The sequence below is a fragment of the Pseudochryseolinea flava genome, assembly GCF_003286915.1.
GTDB classification, from domain to species: domain Bacteria; phylum Bacteroidota; class Bacteroidia; order Cytophagales; family Cyclobacteriaceae; genus Ohtaekwangia; species Ohtaekwangia flava.
This window is the reverse complement of the sequence record NZ_QMFY01000010.1, coordinates 170,959-193,444: the sequence shown is the minus strand read 5'-3', so window position 1 is coordinate 193,444 and position 22,486 is coordinate 170,959. Positions and strand designations below refer to the sequence as shown.

Annotated in this window: 22 protein-coding genes; 11 read left to right on the top strand and 11 right to left on the bottom strand. The window is 42.0% G+C overall.

Going from position 1 to position 22,486, the window contains the following annotated elements; genetic code table 11:
- Positions 1-54: 54 nt before the first annotated feature.
- Positions 55-534: a hypothetical protein gene (locus DQQ10_RS18825; RefSeq protein ID WP_133259701.1), complete on the top strand. Its 480-nt coding sequence runs from the start codon at positions 55-57 to the stop codon at positions 532-534.
- 461 nt (positions 535-995) lie between these two features.
- On the opposite strand, the gene DQQ10_RS18815 is transcribed toward DQQ10_RS18825, so the two are convergent.
- The gene (locus DQQ10_RS18815; protein ID WP_112748449.1) at positions 996-1,364 is read right to left on the bottom strand and encodes a hypothetical protein; all 369 of its coding nucleotides are present in this window, start codon (positions 1,362-1,364) and stop codon (positions 996-998) included.
- A 111-nt stretch (positions 1,365-1,475) separates the two neighbouring features.
- Between DQQ10_RS18815 and DQQ10_RS18810 the strand changes: the two genes are divergently transcribed.
- The 8 genes from DQQ10_RS18810 to DQQ10_RS18765 all read left to right on the top strand — a co-directional run bounded on the left by DQQ10_RS18810 (position 1,476) and on the right by DQQ10_RS18765 (position 9,342).
- Positions 1,476-2,615 carry a hypothetical protein gene (locus DQQ10_RS18810; protein ID WP_112748447.1) on the top strand — a complete coding sequence of 380 codons (1,140 nt, stop codon included), beginning with the start codon at positions 1,476-1,478 and terminating at the stop codon, positions 2,613-2,615.
- A gap of 12 nt (positions 2,616-2,627) precedes the next feature.
- On the top strand, positions 2,628-3,287 hold the full coding sequence (locus tag DQQ10_RS18805) for a hypothetical protein (protein WP_133259700.1): 660 nt from the start codon (positions 2,628-2,630) through the stop codon (positions 3,285-3,287).
- A gap of 635 nt (positions 3,288-3,922) precedes the next feature.
- Positions 3,923-5,071 (top strand): SIR2 family protein, encoded by a 1,149-nt coding sequence (locus DQQ10_RS18790; protein ID WP_112748441.1) that lies wholly within the window; start codon positions 3,923-3,925, stop codon positions 5,069-5,071.
- 9 nt (positions 5,072-5,080) lie between these two features.
- Positions 5,081-5,965 carry a hypothetical protein gene (locus tag DQQ10_RS18785; protein WP_133259699.1) on the top strand — a complete coding sequence of 295 codons (885 nt, stop codon included), beginning with the start codon at positions 5,081-5,083 and terminating at the stop codon, positions 5,963-5,965.
- Positions 5,966-6,185: 220 nt separating this feature from the next.
- A complete protein-coding gene (locus DQQ10_RS18780) occupies positions 6,186-6,653 on the top strand; it encodes a JAB domain-containing protein (protein ID WP_112748438.1) in 468 nt (155 codons plus the stop codon).
- A 33-nt stretch (positions 6,654-6,686) separates the two neighbouring features.
- Complete coding sequence (locus DQQ10_RS18775; RefSeq protein WP_133259698.1) at positions 6,687-8,195, top strand: hypothetical protein; 1,509 nt, start codon at positions 6,687-6,689, stop codon at positions 8,193-8,195.
- Positions 8,192-8,929 (top strand): hypothetical protein, encoded by a 738-nt coding sequence (locus DQQ10_RS18770; protein ID WP_112748435.1) that lies wholly within the window; start codon positions 8,192-8,194, stop codon positions 8,927-8,929. Before DQQ10_RS18775 ends, DQQ10_RS18770 begins: the two co-directional genes overlap by 4 nt.
- 80 nt (positions 8,930-9,009) lie before the next feature.
- Complete coding sequence (locus DQQ10_RS18765) at positions 9,010-9,342, top strand: helix-turn-helix domain-containing protein (RefSeq protein WP_165824010.1); 333 nt, start codon at positions 9,010-9,012, stop codon at positions 9,340-9,342.
- Here the strand turns inward: DQQ10_RS18765 and DQQ10_RS18760 are convergent.
- The 4 genes from DQQ10_RS18760 to mnmE form a co-directional block, all read right to left on the bottom strand.
- Positions 9,325-10,215, bottom strand: a complete 891-nt coding sequence (locus DQQ10_RS18760) for a site-specific integrase (RefSeq protein WP_112748432.1) — start codon at positions 10,213-10,215, stop codon at positions 9,325-9,327. The two genes, DQQ10_RS18765 and DQQ10_RS18760, sit on opposite strands and share 18 nt — an antisense overlap.
- Positions 10,216-10,225: 10 nt before the next feature.
- Positions 10,226-11,359, bottom strand: coding sequence for a site-specific integrase (locus DQQ10_RS18755; RefSeq protein WP_112748431.1), 1,134 nt, complete (start codon positions 11,357-11,359; stop codon positions 10,226-10,228).
- A gap of 10 nt (positions 11,360-11,369) precedes the next feature.
- The gene (locus DQQ10_RS18750) at positions 11,370-11,732 is read right to left on the bottom strand and encodes a DNA-binding protein (RefSeq protein WP_133259697.1); all 363 of its coding nucleotides are present in this window, start codon (positions 11,730-11,732) and stop codon (positions 11,370-11,372) included.
- A gap of 238 nt (positions 11,733-11,970) precedes the next feature.
- On the bottom strand, positions 11,971-13,329 hold the full coding sequence (mnmE, locus tag DQQ10_RS18745) for a tRNA uridine-5-carboxymethylaminomethyl(34) synthesis GTPase MnmE (protein ID WP_112748428.1): 1,359 nt from the start codon (positions 13,327-13,329) through the stop codon (positions 11,971-11,973).
- Positions 13,330-13,653: 324 nt separating this feature from the next.
- Between mnmE and DQQ10_RS18735 the strand changes: the two genes are divergently transcribed.
- Positions 13,654-16,086 carry an ABC transporter permease gene (locus DQQ10_RS18735; RefSeq protein ID WP_112748425.1) on the top strand — a complete coding sequence of 811 codons (2,433 nt, stop codon included), beginning with the start codon at positions 13,654-13,656 and terminating at the stop codon, positions 16,084-16,086.
- A 186-nt stretch (positions 16,087-16,272) separates the two neighbouring features.
- On the opposite strand, the gene DQQ10_RS18730 is transcribed toward DQQ10_RS18735, so the two are convergent.
- On the bottom strand, positions 16,273-17,163 hold the full coding sequence (locus tag DQQ10_RS18730) for an alpha/beta fold hydrolase (protein ID WP_112748424.1): 891 nt from the start codon (positions 17,161-17,163) through the stop codon (positions 16,273-16,275).
- Positions 17,164-17,195: 32 nt separating this feature from the next.
- Positions 17,196-17,804, bottom strand: a complete 609-nt coding sequence (locus DQQ10_RS18725) for a Crp/Fnr family transcriptional regulator (RefSeq protein ID WP_112748422.1) — start codon at positions 17,802-17,804, stop codon at positions 17,196-17,198.
- Between the two features lie 142 nt (positions 17,805-17,946).
- Here DQQ10_RS18725 and DQQ10_RS18720 point away from each other — a divergent pair, with 142 nt between their 5' ends.
- On the top strand, positions 17,947-18,327 hold the full coding sequence (locus DQQ10_RS18720; RefSeq protein WP_112748420.1) for a TfoX/Sxy family protein: 381 nt from the start codon (positions 17,947-17,949) through the stop codon (positions 18,325-18,327).
- 175 nt (positions 18,328-18,502) lie between these two features.
- Here DQQ10_RS18720 and DQQ10_RS18715 read toward each other — a convergent pair whose 3' ends face one another.
- Genes DQQ10_RS18715 through DQQ10_RS18700 form a run of 4 tightly spaced genes read right to left on the bottom strand, consistent with a single transcriptional unit; the run spans position 18,503 to position 22,485 of the window.
- Positions 18,503-19,372 carry a metal ABC transporter permease gene (locus DQQ10_RS18715; RefSeq protein WP_112748419.1) on the bottom strand — a complete coding sequence of 290 codons (870 nt, stop codon included), beginning with the start codon at positions 19,370-19,372 and terminating at the stop codon, positions 18,503-18,505.
- Between the two features lie 32 nt (positions 19,373-19,404).
- Complete coding sequence (locus tag DQQ10_RS18710; protein WP_112748418.1) at positions 19,405-20,700, bottom strand: metal ABC transporter permease; 1,296 nt, start codon at positions 20,698-20,700, stop codon at positions 19,405-19,407.
- Positions 20,697-21,506, bottom strand: a complete 810-nt coding sequence (locus tag DQQ10_RS18705) for a metal ABC transporter ATP-binding protein (RefSeq protein WP_112748417.1) — start codon at positions 21,504-21,506, stop codon at positions 20,697-20,699. Before DQQ10_RS18705 ends, DQQ10_RS18710 begins: the two co-directional genes overlap by 4 nt.
- A gap of 28 nt (positions 21,507-21,534) precedes the next feature.
- Positions 21,535-22,485 (bottom strand): metal ABC transporter solute-binding protein, Zn/Mn family, encoded by a 951-nt coding sequence (locus DQQ10_RS18700; RefSeq protein WP_112748416.1) that lies wholly within the window; start codon positions 22,483-22,485, stop codon positions 21,535-21,537.
- Position 22,486: the final 1 nt, after the last annotated feature.

Below are 22,486 nucleotides of genomic sequence, written 5' to 3'. Positions count from 1 at the left end.
GTAAATATGATAATGTCAATGATGCTATTGACGAGTTGCAATTCCACCCAGTACATGAAAGATTACTACAATACCAATAAAAATAGTTTAGTAGAAATAAGAACTTCTGGGGTTGCATTAGCAAACAGTTATGATTTTCAAAAAATAACTATAAGAAAGAAAAGTGGGGAGCTAGAACTCATGTTCCATGGTGGATCACGTAATAATGTTACGATGTATCTAAACCCTACAAGTTTAAATTTGATCAGTGAACATGTCGTTGAGGGGTGCAGCTCTGACGCCCTGCAAAGGTATCGAACGATGTATCAGAGTAGCGCTTTGAGACTTATTTTGAGTCGGTTTGAACAGATCAGCCCAAAGGCAATAAGAATTTCAGATGGAGGTATTTTTGTCGCATTGGGAGGAACTTTAAAATCTGCAAATCCAAACCTTGAAGGTGGGATTTTGATGACTATGGAACCTGAAGTCAATAATACAAGGATAGTTGAGCAAATAGATACCAATGTCTATTTGTATGATGATTTGATTTATTAGCAGTGCGCAAACGTTATAATTCCGTTCCTTTCACGATCATTCAAGAATCCTTACCTTTAAACCACTTTGATGTTCTTTGACCCCTCCAATAGGTGAGCAATTCGGGAGCGGCAGTAACCAAAACCTGCGAAACAATTAAGCGTTAGTGCTTTAAGTCAATCATAAAAATCCTTTTGGTAACCCTGCGGGTTCGTGCTTTTGGCGGTGGTTTATTCCATTCCCGCTTCCACGCTTCCGTGTCTGTCTTTGCTATCGGCCTGCATAATTCGATGTGTTCTTCAAAACTGTTTGCTTTAGCGCAACATTCAAAGATGTGTTCATCAGTAATGTGCACGTTTCCACACATCTCATGCCTCGTGTACTGCACAACAACACTTTCATCTCCCGATGGATGGACTCCAGGATAATTGATGCCGCGTTTATTTTTCCTGATCCATTCTGCCAACTCACATATCAACATTTCATTTCACAAGCATTAGCTGAGTTGGATTAAGCGCAGAGTCAAGCAAAGAATCGATCTCGCGGAAGAAATCAGACGAAGGCACTCTATAGCTACTGTTTTTTCGGATCTCCTGAACGATTTCGTCATAACGGTCAAGGTTTACTTTAGAGTTTGATAAATCCCATAGTTTATCCCTCAAAACGCCCTGCATTTCTTTGTCCACTTTCGTATAAAACTTAAATTGAAGGTAAGTAGGGAGGTCTGTGAGTATCCCTGTGATGAGCATAGTGCGATGCTCCGACAGAATTTCCTGGATTCGGAAGAGGGTGATATTATGATCGGCCTCTTCAATGTGTTTTACGGTGCTTGCTATCCTGACTGATTTCATAACTAAAAATGTTAGTTTTGTAAATGTATTTAAAACTAACTATATTAGTATTTGAATGCGTTGCATTTTGTGCTAAGTCTCTGTATTAGAGTTTGAAAAAATTCAGCCTTTATGGAATTGTTCGATAATTTCGTGCGGACGTATAACAAACGTGCAAATCACGACCATTCCTCGTACGCGTTTTTGAACGAATCTATTTGGCCAGCCGCAGCTTATGTTAGAAGGATTGTCTCGGATTGGTCAAATGAGTTTCCTTTAGAAAAAGATTTTGTCAGAAGATTTAAGTCGGACAATCATCAAGAGCATTTGGCAGCATTTTTCGAGATTACCATTCATCAATGGTTGCGTAAACAATTTTTTGACGTTGAATTACATGAGATCGCTTCAACGACATCTAGAAGGAGACCCGACTTTTGCATTTCAAAAAATGGAAACAAAGAGTTTTATGCCGAATGTACTTTGTCTGCAATCCCCGATTACGAACCAGGCATTGAACGATTAAAAAATCAAATTACGGATGTGCTTGAAGGAATACCTTGCCCAAAATATTGGCTGAGCGTGAGTTTTGAAAAATGCAATACAATATCTCTTCCTAAAAAGAAGGTGATAAGTTTTGTTCAAGGCGTAATTGATGAAGGGCTGGATCATCATGAGAATTCATGGGAGCGAAAATATTGGACCATGAACGAGAGAGGCTGGAGCTTAAGGTTCTCGCTTTTTCCCAAGTCAATCATAACGGAAAGAACATTGGGTAGTGTTAGTGGTGGCCCTGCCGGGATTATTTATTCGGAGAAACCCTTGCGGGCATCACTTGATAGAAAGCGAGGTAGGAACTATGGCGACTTTAATTCACCCTATATAATTTGCATAAATTCTGCAGACTTTTACCTGGACAACCTATCAATTATGCAGACGTTGTTTGGTTCTCGCGCTGGAGAAATTGAATTTTCAAATCAAGGCAGTGAAAAAGAAGGCTTCTTTTTACATGATTCAAGACAACAGAATACAAGCGTGTCGGGAGTATTGATTGTGAAAGACCTAGTGCCTTGGAATTTGCACGTTGTACAGGCGAGTTTATGGCATAATCCGTTTGCTACTTTTCCAATCGACAAACGGTTGTTGAATGTCCGACAAGTTTTCTTTGAGCCACTCAATGAAGAAGGCAAATTCTATCAAAAGGTCATTGAGGGCAAAGGCCTCGGTGACATCTTGGAAATTGATCCTGGCTATATGAAAAAAGACGTTGAATAAATGTTTCCGACTATGAATAAAAAATTACTAATTCTCAGAGCGTGTGGTGTAAGTGGCGAAAGAGAGGAATGTGACAACATTAAGATACAGGCTCAGCTTTATGGGATATTGGTAAGTGACTTTTGTCCGAAGACAAACGAGGAGTTGGAAACTATTCTTCATGCTGGAGAAACGTACGACTACATCTATCTAAGTTCCCATGGAAATATTGATGGATTTGGCAATGAACAATCAACTATTTCCTACTCATGGTTTGACTTTGGAGTTCTGTTATGCGGGGCTGCCTGTATGAATCCTGATTGTATTATTTTGCTTTCATGTTGCCGCGGTGGATTAAATCAAATTGCCTATGATCTTTTTTACTGCTGTACAAAAATATCCTATGTTGTCGGACCTCGACAGAGCCTGTTTCCACATGATATGTTAATTAGCTTCAATATTCTTCTTTACAATATCGAACATAGAAACCTTGATCCGATTGTCGCTTGTGAAAAGATAAAACTGGGAACGGACATTCGTTTTATCTGTTTTGACCGACTTGAGACTGAGGCGGAGACTGGATATATTTTGAGGACTGCGGAATACGAAAGAGAGTGGAAAGAATCTTTGAATGAAGCCCGAAAAGAGGCAAACGAACCACCGGTGCCGATAGTCGAAGCGGAGAAAGCATGACCGGAAGAGTCAATATTTTTTAGATGTATGTAGAGAACAAGTGCCGTCTTGGTTTCTATGTCAAACGTGACTTTGGCGTGAGAGTCGGTATGCTAAAGTTATCGCAATTGAATTTGTTGAAGAGGGCAAAATGATAAAAGGAGACCCGCCATACTTTGGCGGTTTTTTAAATCCTCCAGGCCACGCGCGGGCAGGGGAGAAGATGGGACCAAGATTGGTAACGTTGCAAGCTAATTGGTTTGAAGGTGATGGCAAATGGTTAACAGATTGTGGAGGTAGCTATTGCTGGACTAGATTTTATCCAGAAAGAAAATGAATGTTTTGTTAACAACAACTGATATTGACCCTTAAGGGTCTGATGAACCTGAGTTTAAAGGTGACATTGGTTATTGACTTTACAATGTCCTTAGCTGGAAGTATGGTGTTCTCCTCGCTAGTGATAGTGTCGATGATCCAAGACTTTAATGCTATGAAAGAAAAATTCGAAAGTATAGTTGTTGGGGTAGCTCTCATGGGGAGAACGGTTCCTTACTCCAAGCTATAAGGCATTGAGACCGATAACAAATTAAACCTGGATTCAGGACGAGAGCTCGGGGGTTCGAGTCCCCCGCTCCCCATTTTTAAATTTTCAAAATATGTCGAACGGATTTCTATTAGGCGCAGGGGCGTCATTTGAATTAAGTATGCCGTTAGTTGATGAATTAACAAAAACATTCAAGAGCGCGTTGTTAAGAAATATTGACAAGCCGTATTATAGCTGTCCCGATAAAATCAAAAACGTAGTTAGATCGCTATTGTTGGATAAAGATCTAAACTACGAAGAGATTTTAGGAAGAATTGAGATTGAGACAATGCGCAATCGAGATGAGAAACTTCACAACGACTGGCATTGGTTGCTAGGCAGATATAATGAGGCGATCTTTATTTTGCTTCTAGACATCCACGAGAGAAATCTTAGCTACATAGAAGAGCGACTAGAATTGTTGGCACCCATTGGTAATTTCATTACGGACAAACCATTGTGGGTTTTCAGCCTAAATCATGACTTACTTTTTGAAATGTTGTGTGCTCATTTGAATATCCCAGTCAAATTTGGCTTTGGTGAAAGGGTTTCGATTGGCAAATTTCAATTTGATAAATTGAGTCGTGATCATATGGATAAAAACAAATTTTCCTTTCTCAAGGGACGGGGAGTTAATCTAGTTAAGATACATGGCGCGCTTGATCTATTTGTCCAAGGAAACGACAAAGAGTACTTCAAGATTGTAAATGAGAGCTCGTGGAACGGAATCGTGAAAGATGTGAGTGCTCTTGTTGCAAGTGACACAGCCACCAAAGATTACGGGGGACGAGTTGCAAATGAGGTAACGTATAATGATGATAATGGCGAACTTCAGTTTTTAAGAATGTCCATCATGTCCGGTAAACACAAATACTCAAGGCGTGTTCAGCACAATCTGGACGAGTGGTTTTTTAAGATATTTCAAGGACATATAAATCATGTAGAACAACTTTATTGTATTGGCTATAGTTTTGGCGACTCCCACATCAACAATGTGATTTACGAATGGATGAGTTTTTCAGAGAAAAGGAAGATTACTATCGTTGATCCTGCAATTAGCTCAATCCCTTTGCCTTTTCGGCATTTAAAGGAGCAAGTGACGTTGATTCAGTCAGGGTTTCTGCAATTTCTAAATCAAGACTCCAGCGATTTTCAAAAAAACAAGATTAAGCTTTTCGAAGAAGCCAGAAAGCTATCTCGAAAAATGCTTATCAACTCTTAACCTACACCGATGTCTTATAAGCTTTTTAGTAATCTATCGGAAGATCAAATAGAATCCGATGTTGCATCATTTCTAGGATATGTTACACCGTTTTGGTCCTCACGATTCAGGTTAATGTCTGTTGATGAACAAATAACAGGAGCCGATAAGTTATTTGACAGATTTGTTCCTATTTATCTCCAGTTTAAGGTTTCAGAAGGATTGAAACCAATTTCACCACCAGAGCTCCCAAAGTTTAATGTTCCTCTCCAGCGCGTTAGAAAACTTCGCTTTGATAATGGTCTGACCGGAGATCCAATATTGTATTTCAAACTTAGAGAGAAGGCGAAAACAGCGACAGAATTTCAACACAATCTGTTACTTCAATTTCACAAGCCCCCGCGCCAATTTGCCTTTTATGTCGCACCGTTAACACTAGATATTAACGAATACAACGAACTGCTAAAAGTCTCATTATTCGAAAGATTGATCATTGCAGATCCTTTCAGGGTTCATCCGTCTGATATTTACCATAGAGGATTTAAAGAATCATTGGGGACCATTCCATTCCTTCGCGCTCATGTATCAATACCGCCATTTGAGAAAGTTACATCAGCTGAACACCACTACTCATTTTCGAAGAACGGTGCTGACATAGCATGGCACAGGGGAGTACGTCAATACGGAGATTTTCGACTGTCCACCCAAATTCCAGCAATTTTTAGGACAGCTTATAATAACGACCGAGTTGCATTCTCTAAACAAGAGTTTGTAGAAACATTCAATGAGACTGACTTTGGCGTAAATGATTCAAACGAAAATATCGATCGTAAGATTTATAATTTTGCAAACTTCCTGTATAGCAATTTTCGCATTCGCCTGTTTTTGCTCGGCATCAATGAACGAAGCTTCTGACGCAATGCTGAATCTGCAAACTCAAATATTTTTCATATTGCTTCCCACATAAGACTTAAATTCTGGCGCTAACCTACTTCCGGGTGGCAAGGATGAGTCTTGTCAAAAGACTACGGCATAAACGGCACCTGCCTACGGCCTGCCTTCCAATTATTCCGTTTCCTTTTGACAATCCTGCCACCCTTCATTTGAGGCGCACCATAATTTAACTCTTATGATTATGGAAAGCACAAATGAAAAAACATTATTCGAAGTTGCAGAGATTCAACTTAGCTACAAGTCAAAAGTAAAAGCTTCCCTTCGTCCGAAGATCACATCTTCAAGAGACTGCGAAAGTGTTCTGAGAAAGTACTGGGATGATGACAAGATTGAGTTTGTTGAGCAATTCAAGGTTCTCCTTCTTAACAGAGCACACAAAGTCATCGGGATATATGAAGTATCAACAGGCACTACCACCCACACCGTAGCAGATCCTAGATTAATCTTCGTTGCTGCTATCAAGGCTAACGCCTGCGCGGTGATACTATCACACAATCACCCCTCGGGAAACTTAACACCAAGTCAGGCTGACATTGACCTTACGAAGAAGATGAAGGAAGCTGGAAGGTTTCTTGAAGTTCAGGTTCTTGATCACGTCATCATGACCAGCGAAGCATATTATTCATTCGCTGATGAAGGGCTCTTGTAGCCCTTTCATTATCTTTATTTAAAATATTCCGATTTGAAGTTATCAGGATTGACAGCTAGACAACATTTAAAAGACCAATCGAATGGTTGGATTGAAAACTGTTTGCGCAAAGACTTAGAGCCTTTAGACCCAGTGCATACTTTTAATGCAGTTCACAAAATCGTCCGTTCAATTGAGGAATTCATAAATATATCAATGCATGAAGTTGATCTTGAACAATTCAATACTCTCCGAGTAATGCCAATTTTGCGATGGAATTCTTACTATAATAATCTTCTTGATAACATGCTTCGGCCCAGATTTGAAAAGGTGGTCGTAGATCGGTACAAACGGGTTGTTCTTGAATCACATCAGATGTTAGTTGAATTCAGCATGACAGGAGACAATCTTGGATATTCAACTGTTATGGAGGCCGCGATATTTTACCAGGCATTTCGCAGGCATTTTATCAATACATTTCTGATTGTTCCGACCTATTGCAAAGGCGGAGTTAAGTTATCAGAGTCGGAGCTCCTCCGAGTACTCGTTAATATCTCGAACTTTTGTCTTATCAATGTGACGGCATTGCAAACACAATTGCTCCTTTCGCACGTGTACAAAGATTATCAAATAGACATATATCAGAATGGGGCAATAGTGGGCAACTATCAGTTTGATTTTTTAGAGAAAGTTTTTACGGAGCCAGAAAGGGTGTCAGCGGATGACCCGGTGATGGGCGAAGCGTTTAAGCTTGTAGCAAATAGGTTATTGCCTTTAGCTCGAGGTAAAGTCTTTTCATTGTCCGAGTTAACGAATGAATGCTTGTTGATCAAATCGTATTTTGAGTACTTCAATCATACTGATCCAATCTTTACGTTATTAGTTAACGTGGTCGAGAAACTTGTCGAACATATTAAAGACGAGTATTTTATCTCAGTACACCAAAAGAGATTTGACGCTATACTGATGTCCTTCGGAGAACGTGACGCTGAGATAATTAGACAAAGATTGCTTCATAATTCAGAAGACTTTGTAGTGATTTCAAACTCACACCATCCATTTGTGAAGATTGGAGTTCATTACAAATCCAATGTAAATCTGATTGTTCGTTTCCTTTATAATTTAAAGAACGCAAGCCTTAATAAGTCGAAGCAGTTTCAAATAAAGTCGGGGTTTATTTTTGAGAATAATGTGAAAATAGAATTAGGCGGTTTAGGATTTCAAATTATGGACGTTAAACGTATCAAGAGAAAGGAATTCGATGTCGTTACATTCCGTGACGGAGTTCTCTTTAACTTCCAGTGCAAGAATAATTTTGTTGATGTGACATTGATTGAAAAGAATCGTGAAAAGTTCGCACGCAAGAACAGTTTATTGGTTAGATATTATCTTAAAGCGATTGAAAAAGAAGTGAATCGTGAACACTTGCTGATCGAGAAGTATGGTGTCCAGGATGTGCGACACTTCGTAATAAGCAGATTTCCTGTAGTGACGAAGGAGCCTTCGATAATTATGTCTAAAGATCTAAATAGGTTCCGCAGGCCGATAGTTAATAAACAATGAAAATTCCCAGTCCATACAGTAGGAAAAGTAGGACAGACAAACTTTTCTATAAAGCTGGAGCAGGCGCATTCCATCAAATGAGGCTGTATTTGGAAAGCATGGATGAACTTTTGCAGGTCCAGCGACAAAGAATAGAACGCGATCGGAGAAAGCATTTGAAAAAATACCCTCAAGATTGGCAGCTGATTGAAGAATTTTCAGATGGTGACATCGCGAGAGTTGACGGCTATTTTACAAATGTTCTGCTAAATTCCTCATTCATGGCGTCATTTGCTTTGTTCGAATCGGTATTCCAAAAAGTTTGCTTTCGGACTGCGTACAAGTATTTTCAAGAACCAGATTTTAATTCAGGCCCCGGAATTATTAACAAGTATCGCAGTTATCTGTCGTCAATTCTCAGAAACGATTTTGCACAGGCAGACTTGTCATGGCAAGACATACTTAGATACAGTGAATTGAGAAACGCTATCGTTCATCACGGATCGATAGGTACGAAAAAAGACATTCTTCTCTTAATACCTTTTTTGAAGAAGCACAATTTTATTACCGTCAAAAAGATTCGAAACACTTCCAAATATCGGTTCACAATTACTGACAAAAAATTCATCTATGAATTCTTAGCATGTGTTAGCAAGTTTATTAGGGACATACTTTTTGAATTGCCTCCAGGCCGTAGGAAAAAGCTGCCGCATCAAATTGCCGCAAGGCCGAAGATTTCCGCAACAGGACAATAATTCGTTCCAAGGTGGGTACCAAGTGTGTAGTTCTTATGTTTAAGTTGTATTTAATTGGTGTAATAAACGTGGTTTACTTTATGGATTCACCAATGATATTTCAATTCAGTCGAGATGAGTTTAAATCCCTTCTTAAAGAAACTCTTAAAGAGATTTTAGCAGAAGACAAGATTTCAAATGAAGACCAATCTACGCTTATAAATATTCAAGAGGCAGCTGCGCTACTCAACCTAGCCGTCAATACAATTTATGAAAAGACTTCTGAGAAGTTGATTCCGCACTATAAGCATGGCAAGAAGATCATGTTCAAGAAATCGGAGTTATTGGCCTGGGTCGAATCTCGTAGAGTTCCAACGATCCACGAGATTCGAAAAGAGGCTGCAAGCATAGCAAGCCTACGCGGCAGGCGATGATTGCACATTTATCATTCTAACTGTTGACTTAACGTTCTTGTGGCCTAATAGCTCTGAAATGATTTCAACAGGGACGTTCTGATTGTAAAGCAAATGCGCGAATGTGACCCTCGCTGTCTGGAATGTTAATGTCCGCAATATTCCCGCGCTTATTGCCCACTTATTCAACGTCACATAGAGGTAGGTATTCCATTGAAGTTTTCCAAACACGCTGCCTTGTGATTCTTCCTTCGCGCCAAGTAGCTCCCAAGCCTGATCGCTCAACGGAAATTGCCTCGGTTCGATTTGATCGGCTAAATCAACGATCGATTGACCTTGTTCATCAACTATGATATGTTCCCATCTAAAACTTTCTAATTCTTGCCATTGTATTCCAGTCAGAGCACTGAACAAAAAAGCTTTTTTTACAACTGGATGCCTGCATTCCGCTTGGGCAAGCTTCTGAAGTTCGTGAGCTGACAGCGGGTGAGTAGATGCATCTGCTCGGTGCCACACGCTGCTGAAGTTTACCGCTGCAGCCTCAATCCGTTTACAACCTACGGCTTCACGAACCACACTGTGTACTATCCGAAAATACGTTGCAGCACTGGTGGTGCTTAACGTTGACTTGTTTTTAAACGAACCAGCGGATTCTAAATAAGTTTTAAAAGACATCAGCCATTCGGAATTTACTTTCTTAAAAGGCAGCTCTTTGCCATCAACAAAATGTATTACATAACGCAGTGCCAAATCATAATTCAGACAAGTGTTGTTATGCCTTTCTCGGTGGAGTATCAAATTCTTGAAAAAACCGATAAAATCCTCACGCTGCTCTAAACCTATAAGCACCTCATTGCTGCTTTTTCTTTTTCTCGTTCTAAGTTTTTCTTCCATGGCTTTCTGTTTAGAGTGGGTTGAATTTCAACTTCGGTAGCTTGTTGACAGCCTCGACTTTTTTCATGTTGCTAACTTTTGCGTAAATCTCGGTAGTCTTAATTGTCTTATGTCCTAAGAGCTTTGAGACAACGTATATATCTACACCTTGAGAGAGTAGAAGCGTAGCGTGCGTATGCCGTGCGCAGTGAAAAGTGACGTATCGGGTAATGCCTGCCCTTGCAAGCCATCGGGCCAATGCCAAGTTTGTCTTAGTGCTATACTTCAATCCATAGAACACGCGTTGATCGGGTTCTTGCTCTTCACCTAAAAGATTTCTGGCTTCTTTCGTAATTGGAAGAACTTCATGCTCCTTCGTCTTTTGTTGTTGAAACTGTATATACCATCCCGCAGATTTACTTCCACGCACTTCAGACCATTTCATTTTAATAATATCTGACCACCGTAAGCCAGTCATAATGCTGAAAAGAAATGCTTCTTTGAGTTTTTTAGTATCGCAAGTAGCTTTCGTTATGCTTTCTACTTCTTCCCATGTCAGAAATTCCCGCTTTGTTTCCGCCTGTTTGATACCTCGTATTCTACCTGCCGGATTTTCGTTAATGAATTTTTCTTCGAAAGCTTGTCGCAGTGTTGCTTTTATCTTGTTGAAGTAGGAGTGTGCTGAATTTTGACTCAGCTTTGTTTGAAAAGGTGTTCTGGCATCGTGCAATAAGTAATGCTTAATTCTCATGAGCCAGGTCTCGTCAACGTCAACAAGCTTCAGATCTTTGCCCTTAGTAAAAGCCAGTATGTGTTTCAGAGCACTGTCCCAATTGCCGTAGTTCCCTTTGCTATTGAGCCGGTCTTTCATTAGCTGCTTAAAATATTCAATGAAGCTCACTTCGGTTCTGGCTTGCTTCATACGGTATTTTCCTGTTTGTAAATCAAGCAAGCGTTGTGCTTTGATTTGTTCAGCGAGAATCATGGTTTTGTTATTCTGGTCCCTGTCAATGCCATTCTTCGGATTTATGAGATACAGATTAAGAAAGTCGTATTCACGTTCACCCTTCCAATAGATGTCGAGGTACAAACTGATGTTTCCGTTCGCTAATTCCTTTTGACGTATTTTGATCGGTTCCTTTCTCTGCTTTTCCTTTCTCTTCATAACCTTAGTTTTATTGTTTGGCAAAAAATGATTTGATATCGTCCTTCAAGATCACGGTGCGTGATAGAAGTTTTTTCTTTTTTAACTTCTTCTTCTCAATAAGACGAAAAAGTGTTCGGGTGCTGATCCGCATGAGTTGTGCAGCCTCGTTAACCTCGAAATATTCCTGAGCAGTACTGGCTAAGGTTTCAGTGGGAGAGGTGACGGTGGACGTGAGTTGGGCGCCCAGAAGTTTTGCTTTTTCTTCTTTGGCAAGCTGCTTGTAATGGCGGCTGTTACACCGCTTGGAGCAGTATCTTGTGAACAATGTCTTGGCTGTGAACTTCTGCCCGCAGAACTCACAAACCTTTTGAACTGTGATGTTTGAGCTCATATGTCTGTACGTGTCTATGTGTGTCCATTCGTGCCAGGAAGCGACAGCGTGTGCCATCATTTCTCCCTGTCACAACTATTTTGTTACTCAAGCCTCGGTTAAGAATTTCGAGTAACAAACCAGTAACACAAATGACCTAAATACACCTAAAAAACGCCAAAGCGCCTTGAGGGCTATTTAAGTCAACGTACTGACTGATAAGAAGTTATCACGATTTTGTTAGGGATGTTTAGGGGATTCATTTCCCAATACAAAACTTCGAAAAAATATTATCCAACAAATCATCCGTCGTAATCGTACCCGTGATTTCTCCGAGGTAGTGAAGCGCTTGTCGAATATCCATCGCGACGATATCGCCGGTGATGCCGTGATCTAATCCTTCTAATACGCGATCCAACGATTCGTGGGTTTGAAGTAGATTTTGATAGTGACGCAAATTGGTCACCATCACATCCCCTGTTTTTACTGCATTAACGTGGAAGTAGGAGAGTATCTTCTCTTTAAGTTCGTGAATGTAAATTTTTTCCGAAGCAGAAATGAAAATGAAATTCTCTGCAGTAAGTCTTTCTATTAATGTTGGATCGGCGCGATCTACCTTGTTTCCAACTTTGATGTACGGAATGTTCAGGGAAAGCAAATGTTCTTCTTCGGCTTTGATGTCTTCCAGCGTAGTTTGTGTGAGATCGAAAAGATAAATAATCAACGACGCTTTCTTCATGCGTTCGCGTGTGCGTTCAACGCCGATAGCCTCGATTGTGTCTTGCGTTTCGCGAAGTCCGGCGGTGTCGATAAAACGGAAGTTAATGCCGCCGAGAATAATTTCATCTTCGATGACATCACGTGTTGTTCCAGCGATATCCGAGACGATCGCTTTTTCTTCGTTCAACAACGTATTCAACAATGTTGACTTTCCTGCGTTTGGCTTTCCTGCGATCACCGTTGGTACACCATTCTTGATGACGTTACCCAAGTCAAAAGAGTCTATCAGTCCGCGTGTGTATTTCTGAATTTTGTAGATGAGTTGTTTCAAATCATCACGGTCAGCAAACTCAACGTCTTCCTCTCCGAAGTCAAGTTCAAGTTCAATGAGTGATGCGAAGTGGATAAGTTCTTCGCGAAGTGCGTTTATCTCTTTCGAGAATCCACCACGCATTTGGTTGAGCGCTGCTTGTCGAGCGTTATCGGTTTCGGCATGAATGAGATCAGCGACCGCTTCTGCTTGGGCGAGATCGAAGCGTCCATGGAGGAATGCGCGTTTGGTGAACTCGCCGGGTAGTGCGAGGCGTGCGCCATGTTTTAATAGCACTTTGATGATTTCTTTCACAATCACCGGGGAGCCGTGACACGAGATTTCTGTGCTATTTTCTTTTGTGAAGGAGTTCGGAGCCTTAAAGATGGATACAAGTACTTCATCGATGACCCGGTCGCCATCCTTGAGGTTTCCAAAATGGATGGTGTGTGATGGCTGGTCAAGGAGGTTTTTTCCTTGAAATACTTTCTGCGTTATAGCAATGGCATCGATCCCTGAAAGTCGGATAACCGCGATTGCTGAAATTCCCTGTGCTGTAGCCAATGCCACGATTGTCTCCTCGAACATCTTAATGTATTTAGTGCAAAGGTAGTTAACATCGCTGGAAGTTCTATTGGGGGTTGGGGGGTTGGGGGTTGGGGATTGGGTATTGGGAATTGGGGATTGGGTGTTAGGAGTTGGAAATTCGGGTGTTGGGTATTGGGTGATGAGCGTCAATCAGTTAACTTTCCTGGGTCGCCGGAAATACAACACGCTTTGTTTGTTACAGGATGTGCTGAAGAAAATAGTTTCCTGTCACTGTAACCGTCGTAAGATTTGGAAGTATTGTTAGCGACTGTTGTCGTGTTGGGCTGAAATGAACATAAGTAAATACCGATATCCCTTCCTGTTATGATTAAAAACTATCTTCTCATTGCTTTCAGAAACCTGATGAAACGAAAATTGTATTCGTTCATTAACATCTTCGGGCTTGCCATTGGCGTTGCTGTGTGTCTCGTAATCTTGAAATATGTTGATTTCGAGTTAAGTTATGATTCGTATCATAAGAATGCGCAAAACGTTTATCGTACCACGACGACGGTTTATCGTCAAGGTGAACTTCGCGGAACATCGGTGCTGTCCGGATACGCGCAGGCACCTGCACTCTTGGCCGACATCCCCGAAGTAAAACGTTACACGCGAACGCATCCGATGTATGGCGGTGCTGTGATGAGCTATGCGCGTACCGAAGGTGAGCCATCAACTTTCTATGAAGAGGGTATTCAGATTGTTGACTCTACATTTCTGGATATGTTTACCTATGAGGCAATTGATGGAAATCTAAGCGCTGCACTTGACAAACCATCGTCGATTGTGTTGACGGAGAAAGTAGCATCGCGTTATTTTAAGCCGGGAGAAGAACCGATTGGAAAAGTAATTAAGATATCAGGTGGATGGTGCCCTGGTGACTACGAAGTAACCGCTGTGATTGAGAACGTTCCAGAGAATTCTCATTTTCTATTTGAGGTGTTACTTCCCATGCATAATCTTCTTCAGAATCCGCAATACCAGGATGATAAAGGTTGGGGCTGGAATAATTTTATCTCGTATGTCGAGCTACACGACAACACCACACCGCAGCAGGCAGAGGCAAAGCTCGCGACTTTCATTGAAAAATACAGGGGCGAAGATTTAAAGCGCGTGAATGGAAAGGATATCCTTAATTTTCAACCCATCCTAGATATCCATCTTCATCCAGGAATGAACTATGAATCTGCGGCAACGATGAGTGTAAACACGATTTACTTTTTCATTGTTATCTCGATTTTTATTTTGGCGATAGCGTGGGTAAACTACATCAACTTGTCGACGGCACGCGCAATGGAACGGGCGCGGGAAGTAGGAATCAAGAAAGCAGTGGGCGCATTTCGATCTCAGTTGATGTCACAGTTTATTCTTGAATCAGTGCTTGTGAATTTTGTTAGCGTTGCACTTGCGTTAGTGATCGCCATAGCGCTTTTGCCTGTACTCGGAAGTATTGTTGGCAAGGAGTTCGCTTTTGATTTCACGGATCCACGCTTGTACCTGATTCTATTCGCGCTGTTTTTTGTTGGCGCTATTGTTTCGGGCGCGTACCCGGCATTTATTCTCTCGTCATTTCGAATCACGGAGGTGCTCAAGGGAAAATCGGAGCGCGCTGTTGGCGGATTTTCACTGCGCAAGGCGTTGGTGGTATTTCAATTTGTTTCTTCGTTGGTGTTGATTGCAGGGACGTTTGCCATTTATCGACAACTGATCTTCATGCGCAACATGGATAAAGGGCTGACGATGGATCAGATGGTCATTGTAAATGGTCCGGCGGTGATGGAAGAAGGTACAGGACGCCAGCGGTTGATGACGGCAAAAGACGAAATGAAAAAGATTCCAGGTGTGCTTAGCGTTGCTACTTCTGGTTCAACACCTGGTGCCGGACATAATTGGGGTGGTCAGTTTAGAAAAGTGGGCGCACCAGTGGAGGATAATAAATCTGGTAGCGTTGTATGGATAGATCCAGATTTCATTGATACATATAATGTTGAAATGTTAGCGGGGAAAAAATTTGATATTACACTCAAGTCGAGCATGACTGGTGTTATTGTGAACGAGGCGGCTTTGAAAGTTTATGGACTGGGAACTCCCGAGCAAGCGATGAGTGAACGGATGGTGTTGGGCGATACAACCGAAATTGTTGGTGTAATGAAGAACTTTCATTGGAACTCGCTGAAGACTGATCATACACCATTTATGTTCAAAGCAGATACGATCTCAGGACGAGCTTTTAGTATTCATATCAATACGGCAGATATGTCAAATACGCTTGATGCTATCGAGCGCAAGTACAAAGAAGTATTCCCAGGGAATCCGTTTAACTTCTATTTCCTCGATGACTTTTTTGATAAGCAGTATAAAGACGACAAGCAGTTTGGTAATATTTTCAGTCTGTTTGCTGGTTTAGCCATAGTGATTGCCTGCTTAGGACTGTGGGGTCTTGCATCCTTTACCACTACGCAGAAACTTAAAGAGATCGGTATACGAAAAGTGTTGGGTGCATCGGTGCCAAGCATCATGACTTTATTGTCATGGCAATTCTTCAAGCTTGTACTCATTGCCAGTGTAATCGGTTTGCCACTTACATGGTATGGTTTGAACGAATGGTTGAGTGGATTCGCGTTTCGCATTCCTTTGGCTGTAGATCTATTCATCGTACCTACTGTTATCTTGACTATTATCGCGATTACAACGGTTGGGCTACAGATATTTAAAGGTGCCAATGTTAATCCCGCTAAAATCTTGCGATCGGAGTAGGAGCGTTTATAGTTGATTCAGGAACTATGCTGGGTAGTGATATCATATTGCTACCCAGTTTTATTGTTGGGTAGTATTCTTTTGGTTCTGTATTGCCATTATCGTGTTGATATTTCCAACCCGATGCAATCGTCCGGGATATTCTGCTTGCGAGGACTTTGCAACCGTCGTATTGAGAAACCCTCGTTAAATATTTTCGTCGTTAACTTGCTTTTCGATAAACGTTTTGATGTGATGTGCCATGAGTTGTGGACTATCTTCTTGGACATATGTTCTAGCGCCGTCGATCGTAGCAAGTTCGGCTTTGGGGAAAAGGTGATACAATCGAATGGCAAGCGTCATAGGGAAAAGCGCTTTGTCCTCATTTCCCCAAAGGATCAAAACGGGCTTGTGATAGTGCTTTAATTTCTCAGCAGCTGATAATGTAACGTCCTTTGACCATGTTCTTGCTACAGCGGAAAAATTTTTTCGGACGTTCTTATTTTCAACGAATGACTTGATATATAAAGTGTGCAGGTCTTGGTTGGTGGCCTGAAGTGTGAGTAAGCCAAGTATGAGGTCACTTTTCAAGAATCGTTTGATCGAGAATACTTTTGACATCGAGAAAGTGAAGCCGGGAACACGAACAGCGTGCCTTAGGTATGCGAACTTTGCCGGAGGAAAAATGTCCAATCCTTCACCATTAGACAAGATGAGCGTGTTCACGCGGTCGGGATATTGTGCGCAGAACACTTGGGCGTAGGCATTTCCAGTGTCGTTCGAAATGAGAACGACGTTTGAGAGTTTTAAGAAATCGAGAAAGTTAAAGATGATGTCCACGATTCCGGAGACGGAAAGGTCAGTTTGTTCACTAAGCGGAATCGTGTGTCCGCCTAATGGAAGATCGATTGCCAAACATCGATAGTGTTGGCATAAAATAGGAATGACTTTGCGCCAGGTATTGCTGTTGGATAACGCACCGTGGAGGAAGAGTATCGGTTCGCCAGAGCCTTCATCGACGTACGTGATGCCCTCGGCAATCGGAGCATGGTGTCTTTGAAATAAGGCATTAGTTGCATGTTGAGTTTCGGATTGCATAGTAGAGAATTTCTATGCAAGGTCGGGGCATTCTAGTTTTTCGCAGTAGACAAATGTCCAGAATTTAACTCGCCGCGCAATCTGCTCAGGTGACGTGGGGTGATTCCAAGGTATGAGGCGATGTAATTCAACGGAGCCTTTTGAATGATTTGCGGATGATCGGTCATCAAACGTAAATACTTGGCTGAGGCTGTTTCATTTTTTACATTCGACGCGTGCTCTTCCATTTTTAGATATTCCTTCTCGGAGAAAACCCGACCGATGCGTTCCCATGTTTTACTTTTCCAATAAAGCTGCTGAAGGTCTTGAAAATTAATCACCAAGAGGTTAGTGTCTTCGAGGGATTGAATGGACAGTGTCGATGGTTTTTGTTGTATAAAACTCTTGAAGCTGGTTTCGAAATGGTTCTCTGTGCAAAAACAATAGGTCACTTCTTCGGCATTATCATCAACGAAATATGTGCGAAGCATTCCCGAGTTCACAAAGGCCAGTTGTTTACAGACTTCACCTGCTTCGATGAAATGCTCACCCTTTGTTAACCTTCGCTCATGGAAGTACTGAAACCCAATCGTGAAATCGTGTTCATGGAGTGGCACAACTTGGTTAAGGAAGTGCCGGAAGTTTTCCGTTGATTTAGTCATAGACCGATCTTTTGATATATTGAATATCTAGGTAAATTTATAAAGTGGCGAGCTTTTGTTCAATGGTTGGCTCGTAACCACTTTGTCAAAAAGAAGACCCCGATTGCTGTCTGCACAATTGTTGTATTAAATCCATCTCACTATGGCTTATAACCTTGCCCTTGCTGAACGAATTAGGACATATCTCGAGTTGATCCCTGATATTAAGGTCGTGGAGCAAGAGATGTTTCGAGGCCTCGCTTTTTTAGTGAAAGGGAAGATGTGTATTAATGTGAGCGGTGATAATCTGATGTGTCGTTACGACCCGGCGTTGGAGGAAGATGTTGCTGAAAGGAATGGATTTGAGCCGATGATCATGAAAGGTAAACAGCTTCGTGGTTATTGTTACGTTAACGAAGCGGGCTATAAGTCAAAGGCGAATTTTGAGTACTGGCTAAAGCTTTGTCTGGATTTTAATGAGAAGGCCAAAGCATCGAAGAAGAAAAAGAAGAAAGCGCCCCTGAAGCGTAAGGTGAAAAAATAGGTGAGGAGTAACCGCATTCCCGTTTAATCGTGCATTACGAATCAATGTGATTGACTAAGTACTGAGATAGAATGAATCCCTCGCCGCCCCGTTCATTCCCTTGCTTTAATTCTTGGAGTGTCGGTCTGCAATGTTCTTTCTTGAATTTCTGTGGTCCATGTGTTGAAATATAAACTCACCCGATGGTTGCTTTCAACCTTTTGGAGATTAATCCATGCGAAGGAGAAAAGATCAGCGTGAACGTGAAAATCACGCCAGCCATCATGGCAATGGACCCTGCGATAGAGGAGTCGAGCCATACGGCAACGTAGTAGCCTGTCACCGATGCTGCAATGCCGGCTAAGCACGCAATGACGAGCATCAGCTTAAAATTATCGGTTAGCAGATAAGCAGTAGCTGCAGGGGCAATGAGCAGTGCCACGACTAAGATTGCACCAACAGATTCGAATGATGCCACCGTAGTAAGGGAGACAGCGCTCATCAATAAATAGTGCCAGAGGGAAGTTGAGATACCAATAGCAGATGCGTAAGCCGGATCGAACGTAGTAAGAAATAGTTCTTTGTATCCAATGTAAATAAATAGAATGATCGCGAATAAAATGGCGCTCATGATATAAAGCGCGCGTGGTCCGAAACTTTCATTATTGATAATTAAAATATCGATCGGTACATAAGCGATCTCACCATAGAGCACGCAATCTTGGTCTAAGTCTACCTTTCCTGCAAAGAGTGAAATGAGCACTACCCCCACTGCAAAGAGCCACGTGAATGTTACGCCAATGGATGCGTCCGTTTGAAGTTTCGCTTTCTTGTGGAAGAATTCAATTAAGAATGTTGTCAGAATACCAATGAGTCCGGCACCGATCAGCATCGTGATCGAGTCTCTTGATCCTGAAATCAAAAACGCGATCACAATACCAGGTAACACGGCATGCGAGATCGCATCGCCAACCATCGCCATTTTTCTAAGAATTAAAAAGCATCCGAGTAGCGCACATGAAGATGCCACTAGCGAGGCCGTTGTAATGATATAGATGTCGTTCATGATTGTCTTTCTCTTTACATTCACATTTTGTTTCAGCGGTCTCGGTATGGAATTTCAGACTGGTGAGGATCCGCTTTCGGAAATTGTAATATTCTCTCAAGTTCCGCTTCCAGTTCGGGGGTGAGCAAGTGCTCAATCGTGTCTGCATCGTCATGAACGTGATCGGGTGCGATCCGCAATTCCGTTGTAAGATAAAGCTCCCATAAACGGTGTATCTTCACCACACGCTGCGCTCTTAATTTTCCTTCTTCAGTCAGCGTCCATCCTGGTTTTGCTTTTTCGAGGTATCCTTGTGCTTGTAGACGCTCAAGGATTTTGATCATAGCACCGTGCTGCATTCTTCTTTTTCTGAGAACAGCCTCAGCAGGGTGGGGATTGAAAAAGTTTTTGTTCTCTTCGCCCAATTGGTAGAATGCTTTTAATACATTTTCGTCGTTGATTGTTCTGCGAATCGTTGCTTGACGAAAGAGCCTGTTGATCACGCCGCGTTTCGGAGCAAAGAAAAACGAGATGAAGGCGATAGTCGAAATGACGATAACAATCCACGGCCCGGTGGGCATAGCTGGCGCGATATAAGAGATGTAAGCCCCCGATAATCCACTCACGGCACCAAAGATGCTCGCCAATAAAATCATGACGGTAATTTTGTTTGTCCAAAACCTTGCCGCCGCTGCCGGGGTAATAAGGATCGCCGCCATTAGTACTACACCGACAGCTTGAATGCCAATAACAACAGCCAATACAATAAGCGATGTCAGTACGAGTTCGATGATCCTTACGGGAAAGCCGATACTCCTTGCATAATCTTTGTCGAAAGCCAAGAGTGCGAATTCTTTGAAAAGAAAGTAGACAACGATCAATAGTATCAATGCTACACTTCCGAATGCGATAAGATCATCGCCAACAAGTGCAGCGGCTTTACCAAATAGAAAATGATCGAGTCCTGACTGTGCAGCATTACCTGATTTTTGAATTACTGTGAGCATTACGATGCCGATGCCAAAAAACACAGATAGCACAAGTCCGATAGCGGTGTCTTCTTTGAGTCTAGTTCGGGCCGTAATGAATTCTACGGCAAGAAGCGAAAGCCATCCCGTTATAAACGCGCCTGTAATAAGTATAACAGGATTTTTGGTTTGTGATACGATAAACCCGAGACAGATTCCAGGTAGCACAGCGTGAGCGATAGCGTCGCCAATAAGGGACTTCTTATTCAGGAATGTGAACGATCCGACAATTGCAGAGCTCGCCGTAAGCAGTACGGCGCCGAAAGCAACGTAGCGAATGTTGGGATCTGCAAATGAAAAGAATTCTAAGAATGAGTTCATAACGCTTGTTTAGCCGATCCTTCGCGGTTAGGGAAACTCTCTCGCTTGATGAGATCACCCACGTCAGAAAGTAGCGTGAGTTTTCCACCATATGTTTCTTGTAAATTACTTTGTGTAAAAGTTGATGCTGTAGGACCACACGCTATTAGCCTTGTGTTTAACAGAATTACCCAGTCAAAATATTGTGGCACAGACTGCAAATCATGATGAACAACGATGACCGTTTTATTCGCTTGCGTCATGTTACGGAGCAATTCAATGATTGCCTTTTCCGTAGCGGCATCAACGCCTGCAAATGGTTCGTCCATAAAATAGATATCGGCCTGCTGCGCCAATGCACGGGCGAGGAATGTACGTTGTTGCTGTCCACCAGAGAGCTGTGATATTTGACGGTGTGCATATTGTTCCATGCCCACTTGTTTGAGACAATCCATCGCTGCATCGCGATCTGCTTTACGTGGCCTGTTGAATAGTCCTAATTTGCCATATCGCCCCATCAGTACAACATCAAGAACAGACGCAGGAAAATCCCAGTCGACTGACTCGCGTTGTGGAACATAACTCACCCGTGTTCTGATGTCGTTCAAATCTTGATCAAATAGTTTTGCAAATCCACTGCTTAGCGGGAGAAGCCCCATGACAGCTTTTATGAGCGTAGACTTACCTGCACCATTTGGACCGATAATGCCGACAAGTTTTCCTTGCGGTAATTTCAGATCGATGTTCCACAGCACAGGCTTACGATCAAAAGCAACCGTAAGGTCGTGGATCTCGAGTGCTGGTGTGATACTAATTTCTTTTTCCATAAGTCATGTTTGAACGTCGTTGTTCAATTTATTTAAGAGCACGCACGATGGTACGTGTATTTGCGCTCACCATACCAACGTATGTTCCATCAGGAGTACCTTCTTCACCCATGGCATCTGAGTAAAGGCTGCCTCCGATTTTTACATCCCATCCTTTTTGCTTGCAGCCTTCGACGACCGCTTCGATCGATTTTTGAGAAACCGATGTCTCGACGAAAATTGCCTTAATCTTTCTGCCGATGATGAAGTTCACGAGTTCTGTTACGTCTTTCAAACCAAACTCCGACATTGTTGAAATACCTTGTAGCCCGCGAACTTCGACTTGGTATGCATCACCGTAATATCCGAATGCATCATGCGCGGTAATCAATACACGTTGTTCCTTCGATACTTCTTGTAGATGTTTTCGAACGGCATCGTCAAGGGAATCTAACGTTGCGAGATATTTCTTTTCGTTGACCATATAATAAGCGGCGTTCACACTGTCTTTTTCTTGCAATGTTTTTGATACTTGTTTCACAGCATTTTCCCAGAGCTTTACATCGAACCAAATGTGAGGATCGTGCGTGCCTTGGAAGCCGGGTACCGCACGAAGCAAAGTATCTTCAATACTGACTGACACTGGAACGACAGTTTTTTGTACCGTTAACTTTTCGAATACTTCACCCATCTTTCCTTCGAGGTGAAGTCCGTTATAAAAGATGATGTCTGCCGCTGTAAGTTTAGCAAGGTCACCTTGCGTTGCTTTGTAGAGGTGAGGGTCGACTCCTGGTCCCATGAGCGCTACCACATCGACGCGATCGCCGGCAATGTTCGTCACAGCATCTTTAATCATTCCCGTGGTTGTGACAACTTGTAATCTTCCTTGCGTGGTAGGTGTTTCTTTTCCCTTACAACCTGCAATCACCACAAGAAGAGACAACCAAAGAAAATGCGTGATCAATGTTTGTCTTTTGGACTGTTGAAATCTATTGCTCATA

What these genes read in the sequence shown, in the direction of transcription:
- DQQ10_RS18825 (WP_133259701.1), top strand. Translation starts at nt 55, where the DNA reads ATGAAAGATTACTACAATACCAATAAAAATAGTTTAGTAGAAATAAGA.
- DQQ10_RS18815 (WP_112748449.1), bottom strand. Translation starts at nt 1,364, where the DNA reads ATGAAATCAGTCAGGATAGCAAGCACCGTAAAACACATTGAAGAGGCC.
- DQQ10_RS18810 (WP_112748447.1), top strand. Translation starts at nt 1,476, where the DNA reads ATGGAATTGTTCGATAATTTCGTGCGGACGTATAACAAACGTGCAAAT.
- DQQ10_RS18805 (WP_133259700.1), top strand. Translation starts at nt 2,628, where the DNA reads ATGAATAAAAAATTACTAATTCTCAGAGCGTGTGGTGTAAGTGGCGAA.
- DQQ10_RS18790 (WP_112748441.1), top strand. Translation starts at nt 3,923, where the DNA reads ATGTCGAACGGATTTCTATTAGGCGCAGGGGCGTCATTTGAATTAAGT.
- DQQ10_RS18785 (WP_133259699.1), top strand. Translation starts at nt 5,081, where the DNA reads ATGTCTTATAAGCTTTTTAGTAATCTATCGGAAGATCAAATAGAATCC.
- DQQ10_RS18780 (WP_112748438.1), top strand. Translation starts at nt 6,186, where the DNA reads ATGGAAAGCACAAATGAAAAAACATTATTCGAAGTTGCAGAGATTCAA.
- DQQ10_RS18770 (WP_112748435.1), top strand. Translation starts at nt 8,192, where the DNA reads ATGAAAATTCCCAGTCCATACAGTAGGAAAAGTAGGACAGACAAACTT.
- DQQ10_RS18765 (WP_165824010.1), top strand. Translation starts at nt 9,010, where the DNA reads ATGGATTCACCAATGATATTTCAATTCAGTCGAGATGAGTTTAAATCC.
- DQQ10_RS18760 (WP_112748432.1), bottom strand. Translation starts at nt 10,215, where the DNA reads ATGGAAGAAAAACTTAGAACGAGAAAAAGAAAAAGCAGCAATGAGGTG.
- DQQ10_RS18755 (WP_112748431.1), bottom strand. Translation starts at nt 11,359, where the DNA reads ATGAAGAGAAAGGAAAAGCAGAGAAAGGAACCGATCAAAATACGTCAA.
- DQQ10_RS18750 (WP_133259697.1), bottom strand. Translation starts at nt 11,732, where the DNA reads ATGAGCTCAAACATCACAGTTCAAAAGGTTTGTGAGTTCTGCGGGCAG.
- mnmE (WP_112748428.1), bottom strand. Translation starts at nt 13,329, where the DNA reads ATGTTCGAGGAGACAATCGTGGCATTGGCTACAGCACAGGGAATTTCA.
- DQQ10_RS18735 (WP_112748425.1), top strand. Translation starts at nt 13,654, where the DNA reads ATGATTAAAAACTATCTTCTCATTGCTTTCAGAAACCTGATGAAACGA.
- DQQ10_RS18730 (WP_112748424.1), bottom strand. Translation starts at nt 17,163, where the DNA reads ATGCAATCCGAAACTCAACATGCAACTAATGCCTTATTTCAAAGACAC.
- DQQ10_RS18725 (WP_112748422.1), bottom strand. Translation starts at nt 17,804, where the DNA reads ATGACTAAATCAACGGAAAACTTCCGGCACTTCCTTAACCAAGTTGTG.
- DQQ10_RS18720 (WP_112748420.1), top strand. Translation starts at nt 17,947, where the DNA reads ATGGCTTATAACCTTGCCCTTGCTGAACGAATTAGGACATATCTCGAG.
- DQQ10_RS18715 (WP_112748419.1), bottom strand. Translation starts at nt 19,372, where the DNA reads ATGAACGACATCTATATCATTACAACGGCCTCGCTAGTGGCATCTTCA.
- DQQ10_RS18710 (WP_112748418.1), bottom strand. Translation starts at nt 20,700, where the DNA reads ATGAACTCATTCTTAGAATTCTTTTCATTTGCAGATCCCAACATTCGC.
- DQQ10_RS18705 (WP_112748417.1), bottom strand. Translation starts at nt 21,506, where the DNA reads ATGGAAAAAGAAATTAGTATCACACCAGCACTCGAGATCCACGACCTT.
- DQQ10_RS18700 (WP_112748416.1), bottom strand. Translation starts at nt 22,485, where the DNA reads ATGAGCAATAGATTTCAACAGTCCAAAAGACAAACATTGATCACGCAT.